Raw genomic sequence first — 15785 nt, 5'->3', positions numbered from 1 at the left:
AATTAAGATTTCAAATATTTAACTGCAAATAGGGCCGCCTGTGTTCTGTCATGAACTTCCAACTTCGATAATATATTGGAAACGTGCGTTTTTACAGTTTTTTCGGTTATAAATAGGTTACTTGATATTTCTTTATTGCTTTGACCTTTCATAATTTGTTTTAGAACATCCATTTCTCTTTTAGTTAGAGATTCCAGCTTAATTCTTTCTTCTTTATCTGTCCCCCCAGTCACATGATTCATTAAATGGGATGCGACCTTTGCATCAATCATACTTTCTCCCTTATAAACCTTACGGATAGCCTCCGCTAATTCATCTGGTTCTACATCCTTGAGCTGGTAGCCATTAGCACCAGCCTGGATGGCAGGGATAACCGAATCATAATCTGAAAAGCTGGTGAGCATTAAAATTTTTACCTTTTCATACGTTTCCCTTATGAATTTAGCCGTGTCAATTCCATCCATCTCAGGCATTTGCACATCCAACAAGGCAACGTCCACATCGTACTCCTTTAAAGCTGTAAGTACTTCCTTTCCATTTGCTGCTTCAGCAACCACTTCTAAATCATCCTGTGTCTCAAAGAAAAAAACGAGCCCTTTCCGAACAACATGGTGGTCATCTGCCACTAATAAACGTATTGTCATGCAAGACCTCCTTCCTTTTGAGTAGGAATTGTAACGGTAACCGTAGTTCCTTTACCAAGTGTACTCTCAATCATACATCTCCCACCTGCTAATTCTGCCCGTTCACGCATTCCCTTTAATCCATAGGAAGGTAGGGATTCACTCATAGCATGATCGAAGCCCCGGCCATCATCGTCAATTTCCAGAACGGCTTCTTCTATTCCCTTTGTTAACGTCAACGTTACTTGCTGGCACGCTGCATATTTACTTGCGTTGTGGAGCGCTTCCTGCCCTATTCTCCAAAGTACTTCTTCCACTCGATAAGGAAGGCTTGTCGTCCCATTCGATGCGGTCTTAACTGCTAGCCCAATTTTTTCAGCGTACCGTGTTAATCCAGCAAGTACACCTTCCTCCATACCTTGTGGCTTTAAGCGCTGTATTAGATTTCTCATTTCCTGCAATGCATCCGATGTGAGAGTTTGGATATGGTGGAGCTGCTCTTGCACTTTCTCCTCCATACTAATTGCCCTCGTCCCCTTAGCGGTCAAGAGAACGGAGAATAATAATTGATTTACGGAATCATGCAAATCCTGTGCAAGCTTTGCCCTCTCCTCAAAACGAGCCAATTCCTTTTCCCGCTCCTTTAGCTTCCTCTCTCTTATCCCTAAGGTTATATATTCAACAGCAAGATGAAGCATTTCCTCTTCCATATCCGATATATCTTCCCTGATAAAAAGAATGAGCTGATCCCCTTCCTCCGATAAGGTATAGGTGGACATAGCACTACTATCGGATACTTGGTCTCCATACGTATTACCTGCAAGACGCAACGTGACCCTCAAGATGGAAGACAGCTTTTTCAAATTACGCATTGAAACCTGACTAATATCAGAAAAGGAGTGCGCTTCTTGAATTTCTTTTGATAACGTATGTAAATGGCGAAGCATATGAACTCTTTGCTGCTCTACTTCATAAAGCTCCATCCTTTTCAGTGCCGTCCCCATTTGATACGCAACCGATTCTAATAAGTCCAATTCAGCCTGGTCATAATTATCTCTATATGGTGCAGCGACATTCAATAAACCAAACGATTGCGTTGGTGTTTTAAGAGGAACGGTTGCATGATGGGTTATACCGTTCGTATCGCCCTCTCCCTTTACAATAGCCTTCTCAATCCTTTTGCAGTTCATAATATTCGTGGCTCTTGTAAGCTTACCTTTTTTATATTTACTGACACAGTAGCAATCCTCCCCGCACATGGCAGCCTTTTCATGCATAGCCAAGGCTTCCGGTAGTGATGTATCTGCTACTAACTGTACATTACCGCTTTCTAAAAATACCCATCCACTCTCAAAATGCGTAATGGCAATAAGCTGATCAAGCACATCCTGAATCATACCCTCTCGATCCACAGACTCATTTAGTGTTTCAGCTATTGTTTTTAAAGCCTCCAGCCTTTGTTTCTCCTCTAGCATAATAAATCCCCCTATAAAGGCGTAAGCGCCTTGTCCACCTCCGACAGGCTTAAGCCAAACTCACAGTGGCATTTTTTTGCCACAGGGAGGTTGGCTTACGACCCCCGAAGAGGTAGGCGCTGCAGCCAGACATCCCCCTATAAAGGCGTAAGCGCCTTGTCCACCTCCGACAGGCTTAAGCCAAACTCACAGTGGCATTTTTTTGCCACAGGGAGGTTGGCTTACGACCCCGAGGAGGTAGGCGCTGCAGCCAGACATCTCCGAATGGCGTAAACGCCTCTCTCAATAGATGCTCTCACGCTCTTAGTCATTGGTTACAATTTCTGTGGACAGCTGCTTGTAATTCGTTTCAAATAAATCTTTTCTACGATCCCTTAGCTGGCGGACCGTTCCCGATCTGCGCTGGCGGCGTAGTACTTCTAGATCCACATCCCCTACTACGACCGTTTCTATATTAGGGTGACACTCTCCAACAATTCCATCTCTTGCAAATTCAAAGTCTGACGGTGTAAAGATGCCGGATTGAGCATATTGAATATCCATATTCTCTACTTGCGTTAAATTACCGACGGTACCTGCGATGACAGTGTACACTTGATTTTCTACAGCACGGGCCTGAGCACAGTAGCGAACTCTTAAATAGCCTTGGCGGTCGTCTGTACAGAACGGACAGAAAATAATATTCGCACCTTGATCAACTGCATACCGAGCCAATTCAGGAAACTGAATATCATAGCATATTTGGATAGCAATACGACCGCAGTCCGTATCGAATACTTTAACCGTGTCGCCTGCCTGAATTCCCCACCATTTGCGTTCATTTGGAGTAATATGAATTTTATATTGCTTCTCTATCGTTCCATCTCGGCGGAATAAGTAAGAAATGTTATATACTTTATGCTCTTCTTCCTCCACAAAATGAGATCCGCCAATTATATTTATATTGTATTTCACAGCTAGGTGCGTAAATAATTCAATGTACTCCTCTGTGTAGTCCGAAAGCTTTCGTACAGCTTTAGATGGGATTTTCTCATCAATGATGGACATCAGCTGGGTGGTGAATATTTCAGGAAAAACTGCAAAATCAGAGCCGAAATCACTAGCCACATCTACATAATATTCAACCTGACGGGTGAATTCTTGAAAAGAATCTATGTTCTTCATCATATATTGAATAGCGGTAATGCGCACAGGATAGGAGGTCTTGAAGTATCGTTTCGTCGTGGGACGATAATCTACATTGTTCCATTCCATCAAAGTAGCATACCGCTGGGACGCTTTATCATCTGGTAAGTAATTCGGATTCAATCGCATAACAGTAAATCCATTCATGATTTGGAAAGTAAGCACAGGATCGTATAGATTTTGATTCATGACCTCCTGCACATACGTTCTTGGGGACATCTCATCTTTATGCTTATAGTAATTTGGAATTCTCCCCCCAATAACGATACTCTTTAAATTCAATTGCTGGGCTAGTTCCTTTCTCGCTTCATACAAGCGCCGTCCTATTTTTAATCCTCTGTAATCCGGGTGCACCATTACTTCAATGCCATATAGATTATACCCTTCAGGATCATGGTTCGTTATATAACCTTCATCTGTTATGTCATCCCATGTATGCTGGTCATCGTATTCGTCGAAGTTCACGATTAAACTGGAACAGCTGCCGATAACTTCTCCTTCCAGCTCTACACAAAATTGACCCTCTGGAAATATATCAAGATGACTTTCTAAATGCTCCTTTTTCCAAGGCTCCATTCCAGGGAAGCAAATTTGCTGTAACTTAAGAATTTGTTCGATATCTTCCTTTTGGATGTTACGAACTTCAATCTTTTTTTCAAATTGAGATAAATCCAGTTTAGACATGTGCGTTAACCCTTTCTATAAAAGGTTTTAGGATGGTAAAACCTTTATGATGAATTTTTTTAACATTCTTACTCATTTGCTTCTCCTTTATCGTAATCAATAGAGATAAGGTCTGTCTAGTAACGTCTATGTATATCGTAACCATTTTCGCCCCAAAATAGAGAATAGCGCTACTGAAGGCGGGAGAGATAGTAAATGTACACAGGCTGGGAGCAAGATTATGCAGGCAGATATAGTACTATGATCATCATTATTCTTTTTCTATTGCTATGGCTTCAGGTAACAGCATGGCACCATAGAGGAAAGTTCCACCGGTGGCAAATGTGGATTCCAGTTGTCTTCTTACCTATTACTTGTATAGCTGGACTAATGGTAGTTGTCTATCCAGTAGCATGGACGGGATGGATGTATTCCATTGCCCTTATACTTGGCATAATTGCTGGTGGGTATGGAAGTCTATTGCACTTATTGGCGATTGGCAAACGCACAGGGGGTATGAATTATGAGAACATCCAATCTGGTCTCCCTTTCGCCCTGCCTGCCGCCGTGGCAATGTTATCCTTGCTAGGTTTTCTAATTATTTGGATGTAAAGGAGCACACTTATGGAATCAAATCACCCTCGGAAAAGCTATTACCCTACATATGATGTTCTAAGTAACAAACAGAGTTGGGATCAAGTAACAAGGAATATAATAGAACAACGAATGCACGGAGCAGAAGGAACCTTCTTTACCCCTGATCAAAAGCGAACATTAGTAGCTATTGCAAAAGCGCTTTTCCCATCACATGTTGGGGAACAATCTGTTAGTGTTTCTATTGTTTTGGACCGCAGAATGCTAGAAGGAAAGCTTAGCATCTATCCCAAACAATCGAGCATTTCCAAAGAGGTCATTATCGACCAGGGGTTAATTCTTGCTGATAAGGATTGTCTTTATCGGTATCATCAGCCCTTTTTCATGCTGGAAGAACAAAGTAAGCACGAGTTATTAGAGGAATGGCGACAAAATGACGGCAATCCGGAAGTATGGATGCCTGTAAAGAGTGACTTATTCTTCTCAACATTGGCGAGTGAGCTTGTTAAGATTGTCTATTCTGACCCTGGTGTTTGGTCAACCATTGGATTTGGCGGTCCAGCCTATCCTCGTGGATACTATGCATATGGCCCAAAGCAATTTGATTCCTGGGAGGCAAAACCTCATGACGAAAATGCACTGTGATGTGTGCATCATAGGAGCTGGTGCTGCTGGATCGGTCATCGCCGCTCACCTTGCTAAAGCAAATTTGGATGTAGTTGTCCTAGAGGCTGGTCCTGAGAGAGATCCACAAAAAGATTTCGCAAGCGATGAATTAGAGATGGAGACATTATTTTGGGATGAACCACGTATTAGTGAGGGACAAAATCCCATTGATTTATATAGGAGCACCTCTGGGAAAGGTGTCGGCGGAAGTGCAATTCATTATACCGCCCAATTGCTCAGGTTTCATCCTAGTGATTTTCAAACCTATACGGACGAACAATGTGGCGCTGACTGGCCCATTACATACGATACGCTGTCTCCCTTCTATGATGAAATGACGAAGAAGTTATCCCTTTCAGGTCCTGCTCCCTTTCCATGGCCTGAGTTTGGATCACGCTTCCCTTACCCCGCCCACCATGATTTGTCCAACAATACATTAAAATTCCGACAGGGTGTGGAGCAAGCTGGCTATCGGCACAGTGTTTCTCCACTGGCGATACTGTCCGCTCCAAAACATAACCGTGCCCCATGTACGAACCGTGGTTTCTGTGAAGAAGGGTGCATGCCAAATGCTAAAACAACGCCCTTAAATACGTTTATCCCTGAGGCTGTTAAGGCAGGAGCAACGATAATACCAAATGCTACTGCATTAAAAATAACGACCAATGATACTAAAAAGGCGAAAAGCGTTCTCTTTATGAAGGAAGAAAAACAAAGAGAGATTGAAGCTATTACGATTGTTATTGCAGCGTATGCAATTGAAACTCCTCGTCTTCTGCTTCAATCAGCAAATGAAGATTACCCGGAAGGCCTTGCTAATCAATCAGGTTTGGTGGGGAAATACATAATGACCAATACAAATGATAGACTGCTGGCAAAATCTCCTGAGGAAATTAGGATGTACCGCGGCAACCCCGTTCAGGCGCTGACACTCGATTTTTATTTGTGCGGCAGAAAGCATGGATACAAAAGAGGGTTTGTGTTAAACAGCTATGGAATGAGACCGATGCGGCTAGCAGGTTTATTTTTGGAAAGCGATCCCAACTGTCTCGGCGAAGCACTTCGCCGCAGAATGCTTGACTATAACCATTATATCAGTATGGCGATGCTAGGAGAGGTCATGCCCCAGAAACATAATGCTGTTACATTATCGAATAAGAAGGACAGCTATCATTGCCCTATTCCAAAGGTTACTTTCTCTCATCACGAAAACGACCAGCATCTTCGGAATTTAGCAAAGCAATGGATGCAGCATATTTCAAAGAAGGCTGGCTGTACCCCTATGTATCATCTACAAACCCACGCCCATCTGATGGGAGGGTGCCGAATGGGAGATAATCCAGCTGCTTCGGTAGTGAATAGCTTTGGCCAGACTCATGACATAGAAAATGTATTTGTTGTCGGAGCACCGACCTTTGTTACAGCACCATCTGCTAATCCTACCCTTACCATTTACAGCCTCGCTTCCCGTTCAGCTGCTTATATTGAGGCGGTGACTAAGAAAGGAAAGCCATACTAGTCGATCTTTTTGAAATATAAAAATTGATTTACTTCAAAACCCACGGTATGATGAAGGGTAAGAGGTGGAGCCAATGAACGGGTTTGAAAAAAGAACGAAGATGAAAAAAGATAACATTTTGTCCACAGCGTTTCATTTGTTTGCTAACCAAGGACTTCAACAAGTCAGCATTCAACATATAGCTAAAGAAGCAGAAGTATCTCAGGTTACCATCTATAACTATTTTGGCAGTAAGGATCAACTATTTATAGAAGCTGTTAAACATTACGCGATTTCGAAAATGGAAACCTTTCAAGAGATGCTGGAAAACGAGGAGCTCACTTTTGAGGATAAAATTAAAGAATTAATTGCCATTAAACAGGATAGTATGAGCCAACTAAACCTTGAGGTTATACAAGCATTGATTTCGGACAAGCCTGAGCTGGAAGAATTCATGCAGGAGTTCACAGAACAGTATTCTCTCCCTTCCTTCCTTACGTTATTAGATCAAGGGAAAGCAGAGGGCTATATTAAGCAGGATATTAGTCTCGAGATGCTTATGTTCTATATAGACATGTACTCTCAAGCTGTCAGAAAACGGCAGGATATGTTTGAAAGCCACGAAGCTATCCAGCAGTTTACCGAACAGACACTAAATTTGTTCTTCTACGGTTTAACAGGCAAATAACATTTGGTAAATGAAGGTAGGAACAGTACAAATTTCTACTCATGAAACAGGTTAATATCCCAATACTATAAATACTCTCCAGTACAGAGAGGGTTATTATATCGTAGTATAGCTGTAAAGGTTCCAGATGATAAACCATTGCTTATTAACGGAATCGAAGTATATAGCTACAACCTTCACTCCTAATTTCCCAGTCGCTTGTCCCTATTAGACAAGCGACTTTCTATATATAGGAAAGAATCTTCCCAAGCTCTGAAGAATAAGTCGACTGTTGTCCCTCTAACAAGTAAGAGCGTTGATGAAAGAACATATCCGTCTCCCCGCAAAATAGAATATGACCTTCGTGCATAACAATAAAATGATCACTTAAGGAAGTTAGCTCATGACGATCATGGCTAATATATACCAACGTCATCCCTTCTTGCTTATGCAAGGTCGATAACCAATACAAAATGTCTTCCTTTGCAGCAATATCAATTCCTGTGGTGGGTTCATCCAACAAACAGATGGTTGGCTTATGTAACATTCCTACACATAGATTAACCTTTCGCTGCCAACCTCCAGACAAATCTGATACACGTCTATGCATTACCTTATGAAGCTTTAAGGTGGTAACCATTTCCTCTACAAAGGCCTCATCTATAGTAGCAGGAGAAATTCGTTTCCAGAAATCAATTTGCTGCGTAACGGTAAATTCTTCAAACAAAGCAATTTCTTGTGGAATGTAACCTATGCCCTTTCTCACCTGCTTCACGACCTTCTTATAGGGTTTTCCATGATAATGGATCGTACCTTTTGAAGGCCGTTCTATAGACGCCAGCAGCCTTAATAACGTCGACTTCCCTGCACCATTAGGACCAATGACGCCATAAGCTGCTCCTGGTTTTAGTGTAAGCGATGGGATCGTCAGCACAATGTTTCGCTTGTATTTTTTGACAACTTTACGGAACTCGATCATATCTCCCCTCCTATGAAAGCTGGTTTATTCCATAACCAATAATGTGGTAATGCCTTTACAATAGAAATTGGAATTACTTCTGCACCCATTACATAGGTCATATGCAATATAAAGGAAGCTGCTCCAATCCCTGCTAACAGGAACATGGTCCGGTTTATACGGTTACTACTCGCCATCACAATAAAGGAGAAGGATACTCCTATACAAAGAAGAAGCAGCCCCCACAATACCCATTCCACGCTTTCATGCACCGATGACCTAACGATTAATGGAACACATGCTATGATAAAGGTCAGACTAGAGCTAACCAGCATAGCACTCCAATAGCTGCTATAAAATGGTACTGCATGTGATTGGGAAAGGGCAATTCTTGAAGGCATTTTATTAGCTTTATCCTTTTGCAGCGGCATCATCGATGCTAGCCCCATAATATAGGCATACAACATAAAAAGACCTAGTACTGTTTTGGAACCCTTCCCTATGTCAGCATCATTCTCTATTGGAGCTCCTGGCTGTCTTTCTGTATAGGACACTGTAAATAAAGGAGAGGGCTCCCAAAAGCTATCCGCATATTCGTATATCTCTACCCAGCTCTCACTTGAAGGAGAGGCATTATTCGTTACTGCATTTGCAGCTTTGGCATTTAACGCGATCCGCATTATTTCTGCTCCTATCTTCTCCTTCGCAAACACGTCAAAGTTAGATTCCGATGTTCGATACCAGATTACTGTATCTCTTACAGTTCCTGTGTGCAGCATTGAGGTGAGTTCAGCTGTTAACACAAACCCAGCTTCTACATCTCCTCGTTGCACAGCCTTCTCCAAGTTGTTCCTTGTCATAGTTTCTAGTCGTATTCGTTTTTCAGATTGAAGACGACTGATGATGATAGCACCATATAGACCGTCATCCTCATTGACAACAGCAACTGGTATAGCAGACTCCTGAGCCGTTCTTTCCACTAGCGGTGCGAGAATAAGAAAGCATATACATGGAAAAAGGAGAAATACGATGTTTCGAAACGGGTGCGTCATCCATCTACGAAGATGGAGTAAAAGGTAAATACCCATATCTCCTCTCCTTTCTTACAGCCCCAAGCCAGCCAATGAGCCATAATCCAATACACCATAAGGTAAGGATAAAGCTTTGTGCATACATAAAATCACTTCTTAGGAATAGCTGTTCCAGCATGTTATACATAACTGTGTAGGGATTCCAGTAAAACTGAATATATTCCGGTAAATAAATGGATGGAACGAATATCCCCCCAGCGCCAGCACCTATAATGAAAAGCAATAATACGACACAGCACCTCCACCATACGTTAGAAAAGATTCCCTCGACAGCTGCTAACAAGCAACCGGTAAACAGCCCAATGAAAGCAATAGTCGTTAAACCTTCGATGGACAGTGGAATGTATGGTGGAAATGCTTCACTAGCAATTAGGCAATAAAGTAGCAGGGCTGTTCCAATAGATGCAGCCAGCCATTTCCAAGCATGAAACATGTACATATGTATTTCCGTTATGTGAAAAGACCTTAGTCTATGCATAAGCTTGTGTTCATATCTTTTATTTTCCAACAGCTGAAATAACACACCAAACAAAAGAACATACATAACAAAACCGGCAATGATACCGTGGGAACGCCATCCAATTTGAGCACCTAGCGGAATAGCTTGCAGCTCAAATGCTTCATTACGAGTTAAGGCAAATACGGTATAGTTTACAATAACGGCCTCCAGCTGTTCCTTTCGTTCATGTAATGGCTGATCTGACAGCTTTTTGTCATATACTGTATTGACTGCACTTTGAGCAGCAGATATATAAGCAGCACCGCTTGAAAATAACGTCTCTATCATGGATTGAGCATACGCGTTCTCTGAATTCGTAGTTACACGAATAGGCGTATTCTCTCCAACTCTTAAGCTTTTGGTGAATCCTTGTGGTATATGCATAATGGCATCGACATCAGACTGACGAAAAGCTTCTTCTGCTTCATTCTCGCTCATCTTATCCAGCACCAGAGCATCTTTCATTTGTTCTTCTTCTGTAAGCTGATACAATAATGATTTTGTCTCAAAGGTATTATCCTTGTCCACTACTGCCACTTGAATATTGGAGGTGGTTCCTTGAAATAAAGAAGTAATGGTAATAAAGAGGAGACAAAGGAATGCAAATGGTATAAAGAGAGACAAAAAAAGAGGACCAGGCCTGCGACGGATGGCCCTCCACTCATTCAACCAAAATGAGAACCCATTCATCTGCCTGTTCCTCCTTTCTATTACTGGGAAGCCGTTTGGTTAAAGCCCTAGACTACTAAAACCGTTTAAGCCGCCCATCATATTTTGAATATACTGCTGGAAATTGCGTTGCATCTCTTCTGTAATTTGATTCCATTCATCCTCGCTTTTTTCCATTACCTGAATAGTACTTTCACCGTTAGTATCAGGAAAAGAGAGGTCATTAGTAAAGATATGCTGTTGATCTACATGGAACTCTACGTGTGCATTAGTAACCCCAATATTAGGGTCGTCCATTCCTATGTCAAAGCCTAAATCCAGCTTCTGCATATAGGAATCTGCTTTCTTTTGAGTAGTTTCCGAGTTAAAGAATCCACTGATGGAAGGAACCGATTCAGGGTCTATTGTTGTGCCCTTTACCTTCACATCAAATTGGGTGTTAGCACTCGTTTCTGTGTAATCTGTATTCAATACAAGCGTTCCTTGGAAATCTTCGTCCTCTTTTTGAACATCAACGCCAATCGTGTAATCCACATGGAGTCCATCCTTATTTGGCTTACCATTCTCATGGTAGGAAAGACTGTACTCCTCTTTACTATCGTCAGCTGTTGCGGTCATATCCATGGAGGAGTCGTAGCTATCTTTTCCTTCTTTTTTATAACTGCTATCCCATTTCACATGGTATAACGGACTATTTTCCAGTTGGAGGTCCATACTCCAAATTTCGTGAACTACAATCTCATCTTTAATATATGCCTCAATAGTAATCCCTTCTGGAAGGGACAATTGATCTACATTGCTTATCGCTTTATCAAGCTCTGCTTGAATAGTCTCTCTTTCTTCAGTCGGATTTAACTGCTGAAGCTGCATTTGCTTATCGACTACATTCCAAATACGCTCATCTTCTTTAAGCTTCTCCAGAACTGTCTTCACTATAGCCTGGGTCTTCTCTTCACTAATAGAAATGGTTACCTTATCAAAGGTATCTCCTTCATAGGAAGCACTCTTCTCTAAAGAAAATTGATCTTCGGAGAAATGTTTTCGTACAGCCTTCACATAATCAATCACAATGTCTTCCAGCTGACCAGATGTGAAAGCAGCTTTATTAGATTCTACAAAGTTTGGTATTTCTGTTACAGTCGGCTCTTCAGCATCTATCCGTTTTAGAAAATCTCCCAATTCGTTATTGTGAATTGCAAAGTAGTCATTGTGTAAAAATGGAATTTGTGCTGCTGTGGTCTCTTTATTTTGATACAAACTGGCTTCTGCCAAGCTAGTTCCTTGCAGTTGAACATCCAGCTTTCCAGACATCTCATTCGTGCTTGGATCAACCTGAGAGTCCACCTTCAATTTGATAGTAGATAATATACCTTGCACCATTGCCGCTTGCGGTAATGTCTGATTCAGCTGTTCCCCCTCCATGTCTGCATTCATAGCCAGGGTCGCTTCAGACGTGTGCGCCTCTTCCAACATTCTCTCTTGGAGTGTTGCCGTATGTTTGTTGTACTGCTGCATTCGTTCCAGCTGTTCCTCTATCGTATTCTTTTCTGCAATGGCATACAAAGCCATCGGATTATTTTCCTTTAGTACACCGTATGCAGTTGCTCCTATCCCCAGTACAACGACGAACACCAGTAGCATGACCAGCCATTTGTTAACGCCTCTTCGTTGTTGGCTCATCTTGTCCTCCCCTTTTACATATAAAGGCTCTATTTACCTACCTGCTTTCATAGGTTCATAGCGGTGTTAAAGAGCTCCCCACCCCTAGCAGGAGACTTTAGCTAAACCTATCGTCACGTATGTTTAAGCCTATTTCAGTAACATTCTTTATTTCTATTTATAATTGTAACGTATTACATTTATATTTCAATTATGTTAAGACCTACTAATTATACTATTTTGTCACCGCTTAGAAAACCTTTACTTTCATAAAATAGTAGCTGCCTCCCACTTTCCAATTTGTCCAATCCTTTAAATACTGTATAGTTCATGCGTATGTACTTGCTCTTATCTTTATGGCTATTAAATTCAACTTTCTTTCTATGCCTTTTCTTCCTTGTACATCCTGTTTTATGCTTGAATGTAAAATGATGTAAAATGGGAGCATACAAAAACCTCTTCTCCCATGCACTGGAAAAAGAGGTTTCCATTATCCCTGATATAACTTCCCTATTTCATCCATTCGCTGCCGATTCTTACCTAAATCTGAATATCCAGTTCTAGAGGCCGAGCGAAAATGCACTACCTGATTTTCCTCATCCAAATAGAACTCAACGTCATCGGTGAATTTCATTATTTTTGTTTGACATGTTGCATGGATATAATCCTCTGTTTCTTCCACAATCGTCGTTCTTGAATAATTGGTAATGACTTCCTTAAGCTTAGCCTTTGTTGACTCCATATCCCCTTGAAAAGGAAATGGTTCCATTTTCTTGTCAGCATTATCTGCTTGTGTTGATACGCAATTTGGAGAATTTGGACAGGGAGCCAATTTGCCATTGCGAATCCCCAAGTTTTCCTTTGCCATTCTATATCCCTTCCTCTCTATACTCATTGTACCCTAGATACGAGAAATCTTTCACATGTGAATACGCTAGAGTCTTGTCAATGAGGAAAGTGGGACAAAGATGACGGAATTTTCTTATTATTGTGGATAAAAATAAAAAAACCGAATTATTATTACAAACAAATATTCCCGAGGGGGTATTTACATGTCATTAGCTTTCCCTTGGTTACTGTGTATGTTAGATTTCGGATGTTCGGTCTGCTTCTTATGCCCGTGTTTCTTTCCCCGATGCTTACTGTCAGAAGGTGCAGCAGTATTATTATTGGGATGCTGTTTCTTAGTTAGCCCTTCTTTATTATCAGCCGTTCCCTTTATAGACGCTTGTATAGTGTTATGAGCTGTTCCATCATTATCATATGCTGATGGTTTATTCTGTTTCAGATGATCACGAAGTAACTGCTTGAAAGCTTCCTTATCTCCGTCATGAATCCATTTGTTTACAGTGCCAGGTGGAATCGATTCAAGTAGAGCATGAGGCTGCTCCAGTTTCTTCATAATACCTGGTGGTACTTCTTCCGCTACAATAGCAATTTCTTCTGTTGCTTTAGTTTCAGTATTCTCAGACTTTGTTACTGCTTCTTCCTTCTTCAAAGAAACTTCCGTTGGAGGTACTGTCGATTGTTTTGTGCCTTTATTTGATTCCGAATGACTGGAATCGTTATAAAATGAACGGATAATATCTTCTTTCTGAGGCTCCAATTCGCTAGTTGCCTTTACCTTCGTCTCTTGAGAGGAATTCGTAGTACCGTTATCTGATTCCTGGTTTGCCTGAATGAGGGTTTGAGCATATACTTCATTCATGGACTTATTGGTATCTTGCGCTTGTTTCCGTAATGCTTTCGGCACCTCAAATGTAGCATATGTTAAGGTTGCCGTATTTGATTGAAGATAAGCATCAATGGATTTCGTCAACTCTTTTCCGTCCTTAGAGTTACGATTGTAGCTTACTCCTATCATGACTTGCTGATTATCCTCCATAAAGCCTTCTGAACGACCCTTTTGGATTAGCGTAACCGTTACCTTTTCTACTGCTTTGTGTTTCCAATCATTTAACGTATTGACCAATGATGTGGCATCTTCATTTAAAGGTATAAGCTCAATTACGTTCATATTGTCATTTACCTTCATCTCAAGACTTGGGTTCATATCAATATTAACGTAAGCGTAGGCTCGGTTAGAATCATACCAAGTATAAAAAGGTAATATGGCAATCAATAGAGCAACAACCATTGCGATTAACTTCATTTTAGGCATCATTATTCTCGGAAACTCAAAGGGGAATGATTGTTTCTCCTCTAATGGCTCAAAGGAGACTTCATCCCCCGGATGACTTTCTTCCAGTCGTTTCGCTTTGTAGAACATTCCATCCTCAGTCATCACAACAGTGAACCGACGTTGCTGCTCCATGATTATACCTTTTTTCATAGGCCCACCCCCCTAATATAATCCTGTAAATATACGTAATCTTCACTCAAAATAATAAAAATAGCTAAGATAAATTTTCGATTACGTTCTAACGTTTTCTTACTTACCTCGACTTTTCCAGCCAAAAGTTTCATAGGAAGTTTACGCTTTTCTAGAACGAAGTCTCGTAGTTGCTCATCCTCATAGATGGTGCGAGCTACTTTTATTGCTGATTCCCGGGCATCCCGGTGCTTCGGTGAAATGTTTGTTAGTTCCTCAAAAGATAACTTATAGGTCTTTAGCTTTTCGGAGAAATCATGGATTTCTATTCTTCTATACCAGCTTTCTGTCTCCCGTTCATATCGATCTCTGGACGCACGTACCTCTTGAGGATTCTCCATTTGTTCCTCATCGTCGTACTCTTGATCAAGAGAAGCTACTACCGGGCTATTCTGTTCCTGGCGAATATAATCAATGACTTTTCGTTTCACAACGAGCTTTGCAAAAGAAAGAAATGAGCTTCCTTTTTCCCGTGAATACGACTTAATAGCTTCGTTAAAAGCCATTAACCCTATGCTAAATTCATCATCTTTCGTGGGATCTATATACCGTTTGCAAACTTCAGAGACACTTTTGGCGATAAAAGGTTGATATTGCTTCAAGAGATGATTTTGTGCTTCCTCATCTCCATTCTGTGCAAGATATACTTGTTCTTCAAGATTTTCATCTCGCTTCTGGTGAAAAAGACGTTTCATCAACCCTTATCACCTCCAGCTATTTATAGTTTTCGTTTTTGTCGAATTATTTTTGGGTGGCGGCACTTTACTTTTTTTCATTTCTGTTACAAAAAGATTGCACACCATGTCATATTTAATACATGTTTTTCCTATCATGGCGGGGGTTGAGCCATATTCAATATGGGTATCATACACCATATTAAAAAAGGAATCTACCGTTTTTTAAAACCATATTCTTACAAACTAAGAACAAGATACATATACCCATTGGGAGGCACCGTTAAGCGCGTTTTACAACAAATCATAACAATTATATTTCAAACGTCATCAATTTGGTAAAAGATACCTAGACACATAAAAAAGCAGGCCTTTTCTAGTACAAAGGCCTGTTCTTTATAGCAGCTCGTGTTTCCTTTATCTCATGCGGGGGCGTCCAGTCGTGTCGACGTTTTACGGGCTCATCCGCTTTCGCTCTTCCAGCTCCTTCGCC

Annotated in this window: 14 protein-coding genes; 4 read left to right on the top strand and 10 right to left on the bottom strand. The window is 41.1% G+C overall.

The genetic code is table 11. The features are described 5' to 3' along the window. Nucleotides 1-2 precede the first annotated feature (2 nt). The 3 genes from ACFFGV_RS07200 to ACFFGV_RS07190 all read right to left on the bottom strand — a co-directional run bounded on the left by ACFFGV_RS07200 (nt 3) and on the right by ACFFGV_RS07190 (nt 3967). Nucleotides 3-644 (bottom strand): response regulator, encoded by a 642-nt coding sequence (locus ACFFGV_RS07200; RefSeq protein WP_377346101.1) that lies wholly within the window; start codon nt 642-644, stop codon nt 3-5. Beyond that, nucleotides 641-2098, bottom strand: a complete 1458-nt coding sequence (locus ACFFGV_RS07195; protein ID WP_377346099.1) for a GAF domain-containing sensor histidine kinase — start codon at nt 2096-2098, stop codon at nt 641-643. The genes ACFFGV_RS07200 and ACFFGV_RS07195 overlap by 4 nt, the downstream gene beginning before the upstream one ends. 303 nt (nt 2099-2401) lie before the next feature. Beyond that, a complete protein-coding gene (locus ACFFGV_RS07190) occupies nt 2402-3967 on the bottom strand; it encodes a GNAT family N-acetyltransferase (protein WP_377346097.1) in 1566 nt (521 codons plus the stop codon). A gap of 195 nt (nt 3968-4162) precedes the next feature. Between ACFFGV_RS07190 and ACFFGV_RS07185 the strand changes: the two genes are divergently transcribed. From ACFFGV_RS07185 to ACFFGV_RS07170, 4 genes are all read left to right on the top strand, one after another. Then, a complete protein-coding gene (locus tag ACFFGV_RS07185; protein ID WP_377346095.1) occupies nt 4163-4558 on the top strand; it encodes a hypothetical protein in 396 nt (131 codons plus the stop codon). A gap of 12 nt (nt 4559-4570) precedes the next feature. Next, the gene (locus ACFFGV_RS07180) at nt 4571-5185 is read left to right on the top strand and encodes a gluconate 2-dehydrogenase subunit 3 family protein (protein ID WP_377346091.1); all 615 of its coding nucleotides are present in this window, start codon (nt 4571-4573) and stop codon (nt 5183-5185) included. Next, nucleotides 5166-6725, top strand: coding sequence for a GMC family oxidoreductase (locus ACFFGV_RS07175; RefSeq protein WP_377346089.1), 1560 nt, complete (start codon nt 5166-5168; stop codon nt 6723-6725). The genes ACFFGV_RS07180 and ACFFGV_RS07175 overlap by 20 nt, the downstream gene beginning before the upstream one ends. Nucleotides 6726-6798: 73 nt before the next feature. After that, entirely contained in the window at nt 6799-7392 is a 594-nt protein-coding gene (locus tag ACFFGV_RS07170; protein ID WP_377346086.1) for a TetR/AcrR family transcriptional regulator, read from the top strand. Nucleotides 7393-7615: 223 nt separating this feature from the next. Here the strand turns inward: ACFFGV_RS07170 and ACFFGV_RS07165 are convergent, their stop codons facing one another. The 7 genes from ACFFGV_RS07165 to sigI all read right to left on the bottom strand — a co-directional run bounded on the left by ACFFGV_RS07165 (nt 7616) and on the right by sigI (nt 15313). Then, nucleotides 7616-8350, bottom strand: coding sequence for an ABC transporter ATP-binding protein (locus ACFFGV_RS07165; protein WP_377346084.1), 735 nt, complete (start codon nt 8348-8350; stop codon nt 7616-7618). Continuing rightward, entirely contained in the window at nt 8347-9417 is a 1071-nt protein-coding gene (locus ACFFGV_RS07160) for an ABC transporter permease (RefSeq protein ID WP_377346082.1), read from the bottom strand. Before ACFFGV_RS07160 ends, ACFFGV_RS07165 begins: the two co-directional genes overlap by 4 nt. Then, nucleotides 9386-10609 carry an ABC transporter permease gene (locus ACFFGV_RS07155; RefSeq protein WP_377346080.1) on the bottom strand — a complete coding sequence of 408 codons (1224 nt, stop codon included), beginning with the start codon at nt 10607-10609 and terminating at the stop codon, nt 9386-9388. The genes ACFFGV_RS07160 and ACFFGV_RS07155 overlap by 32 nt, the downstream gene beginning before the upstream one ends. 39 nt (nt 10610-10648) lie before the next feature. Next, nucleotides 10649-12268 (bottom strand): hypothetical protein, encoded by a 1620-nt coding sequence (locus tag ACFFGV_RS07150; protein WP_377346078.1) that lies wholly within the window; start codon nt 12266-12268, stop codon nt 10649-10651. A 469-nt stretch (nt 12269-12737) separates the two neighbouring features. After that, nucleotides 12738-13115: a DUF1499 domain-containing protein gene (locus ACFFGV_RS07145; RefSeq protein ID WP_377346076.1), complete on the bottom strand. Its 378-nt coding sequence runs from the start codon at nt 13113-13115 to the stop codon at nt 12738-12740. Between the two features lie 180 nt (nt 13116-13295). Next, on the bottom strand, nt 13296-14579 hold the full coding sequence (locus ACFFGV_RS07140) for an anti-sigma factor domain-containing protein (RefSeq protein ID WP_377346074.1): 1284 nt from the start codon (nt 14577-14579) through the stop codon (nt 13296-13298). Then, entirely contained in the window at nt 14576-15313 is a 738-nt protein-coding gene (gene sigI / locus ACFFGV_RS07135; RefSeq protein WP_377346473.1) for an RNA polymerase sigma factor SigI, read from the bottom strand. The genes ACFFGV_RS07140 and sigI overlap by 4 nt, the downstream gene beginning before the upstream one ends. Nucleotides 15314-15785: the final 472 nt, after the last annotated feature.

The sequence above is a fragment of the Pontibacillus salicampi genome, from assembly GCF_042434395.1.
Classification (GTDB): domain Bacteria; phylum Bacillota; class Bacilli; order Bacillales; family BH030062; genus Pontibacillus; species Pontibacillus salicampi.
Note: the sequence above shows the minus strand (reverse complement) of the source record. Positions and strands in the feature narration are given on the sequence as shown.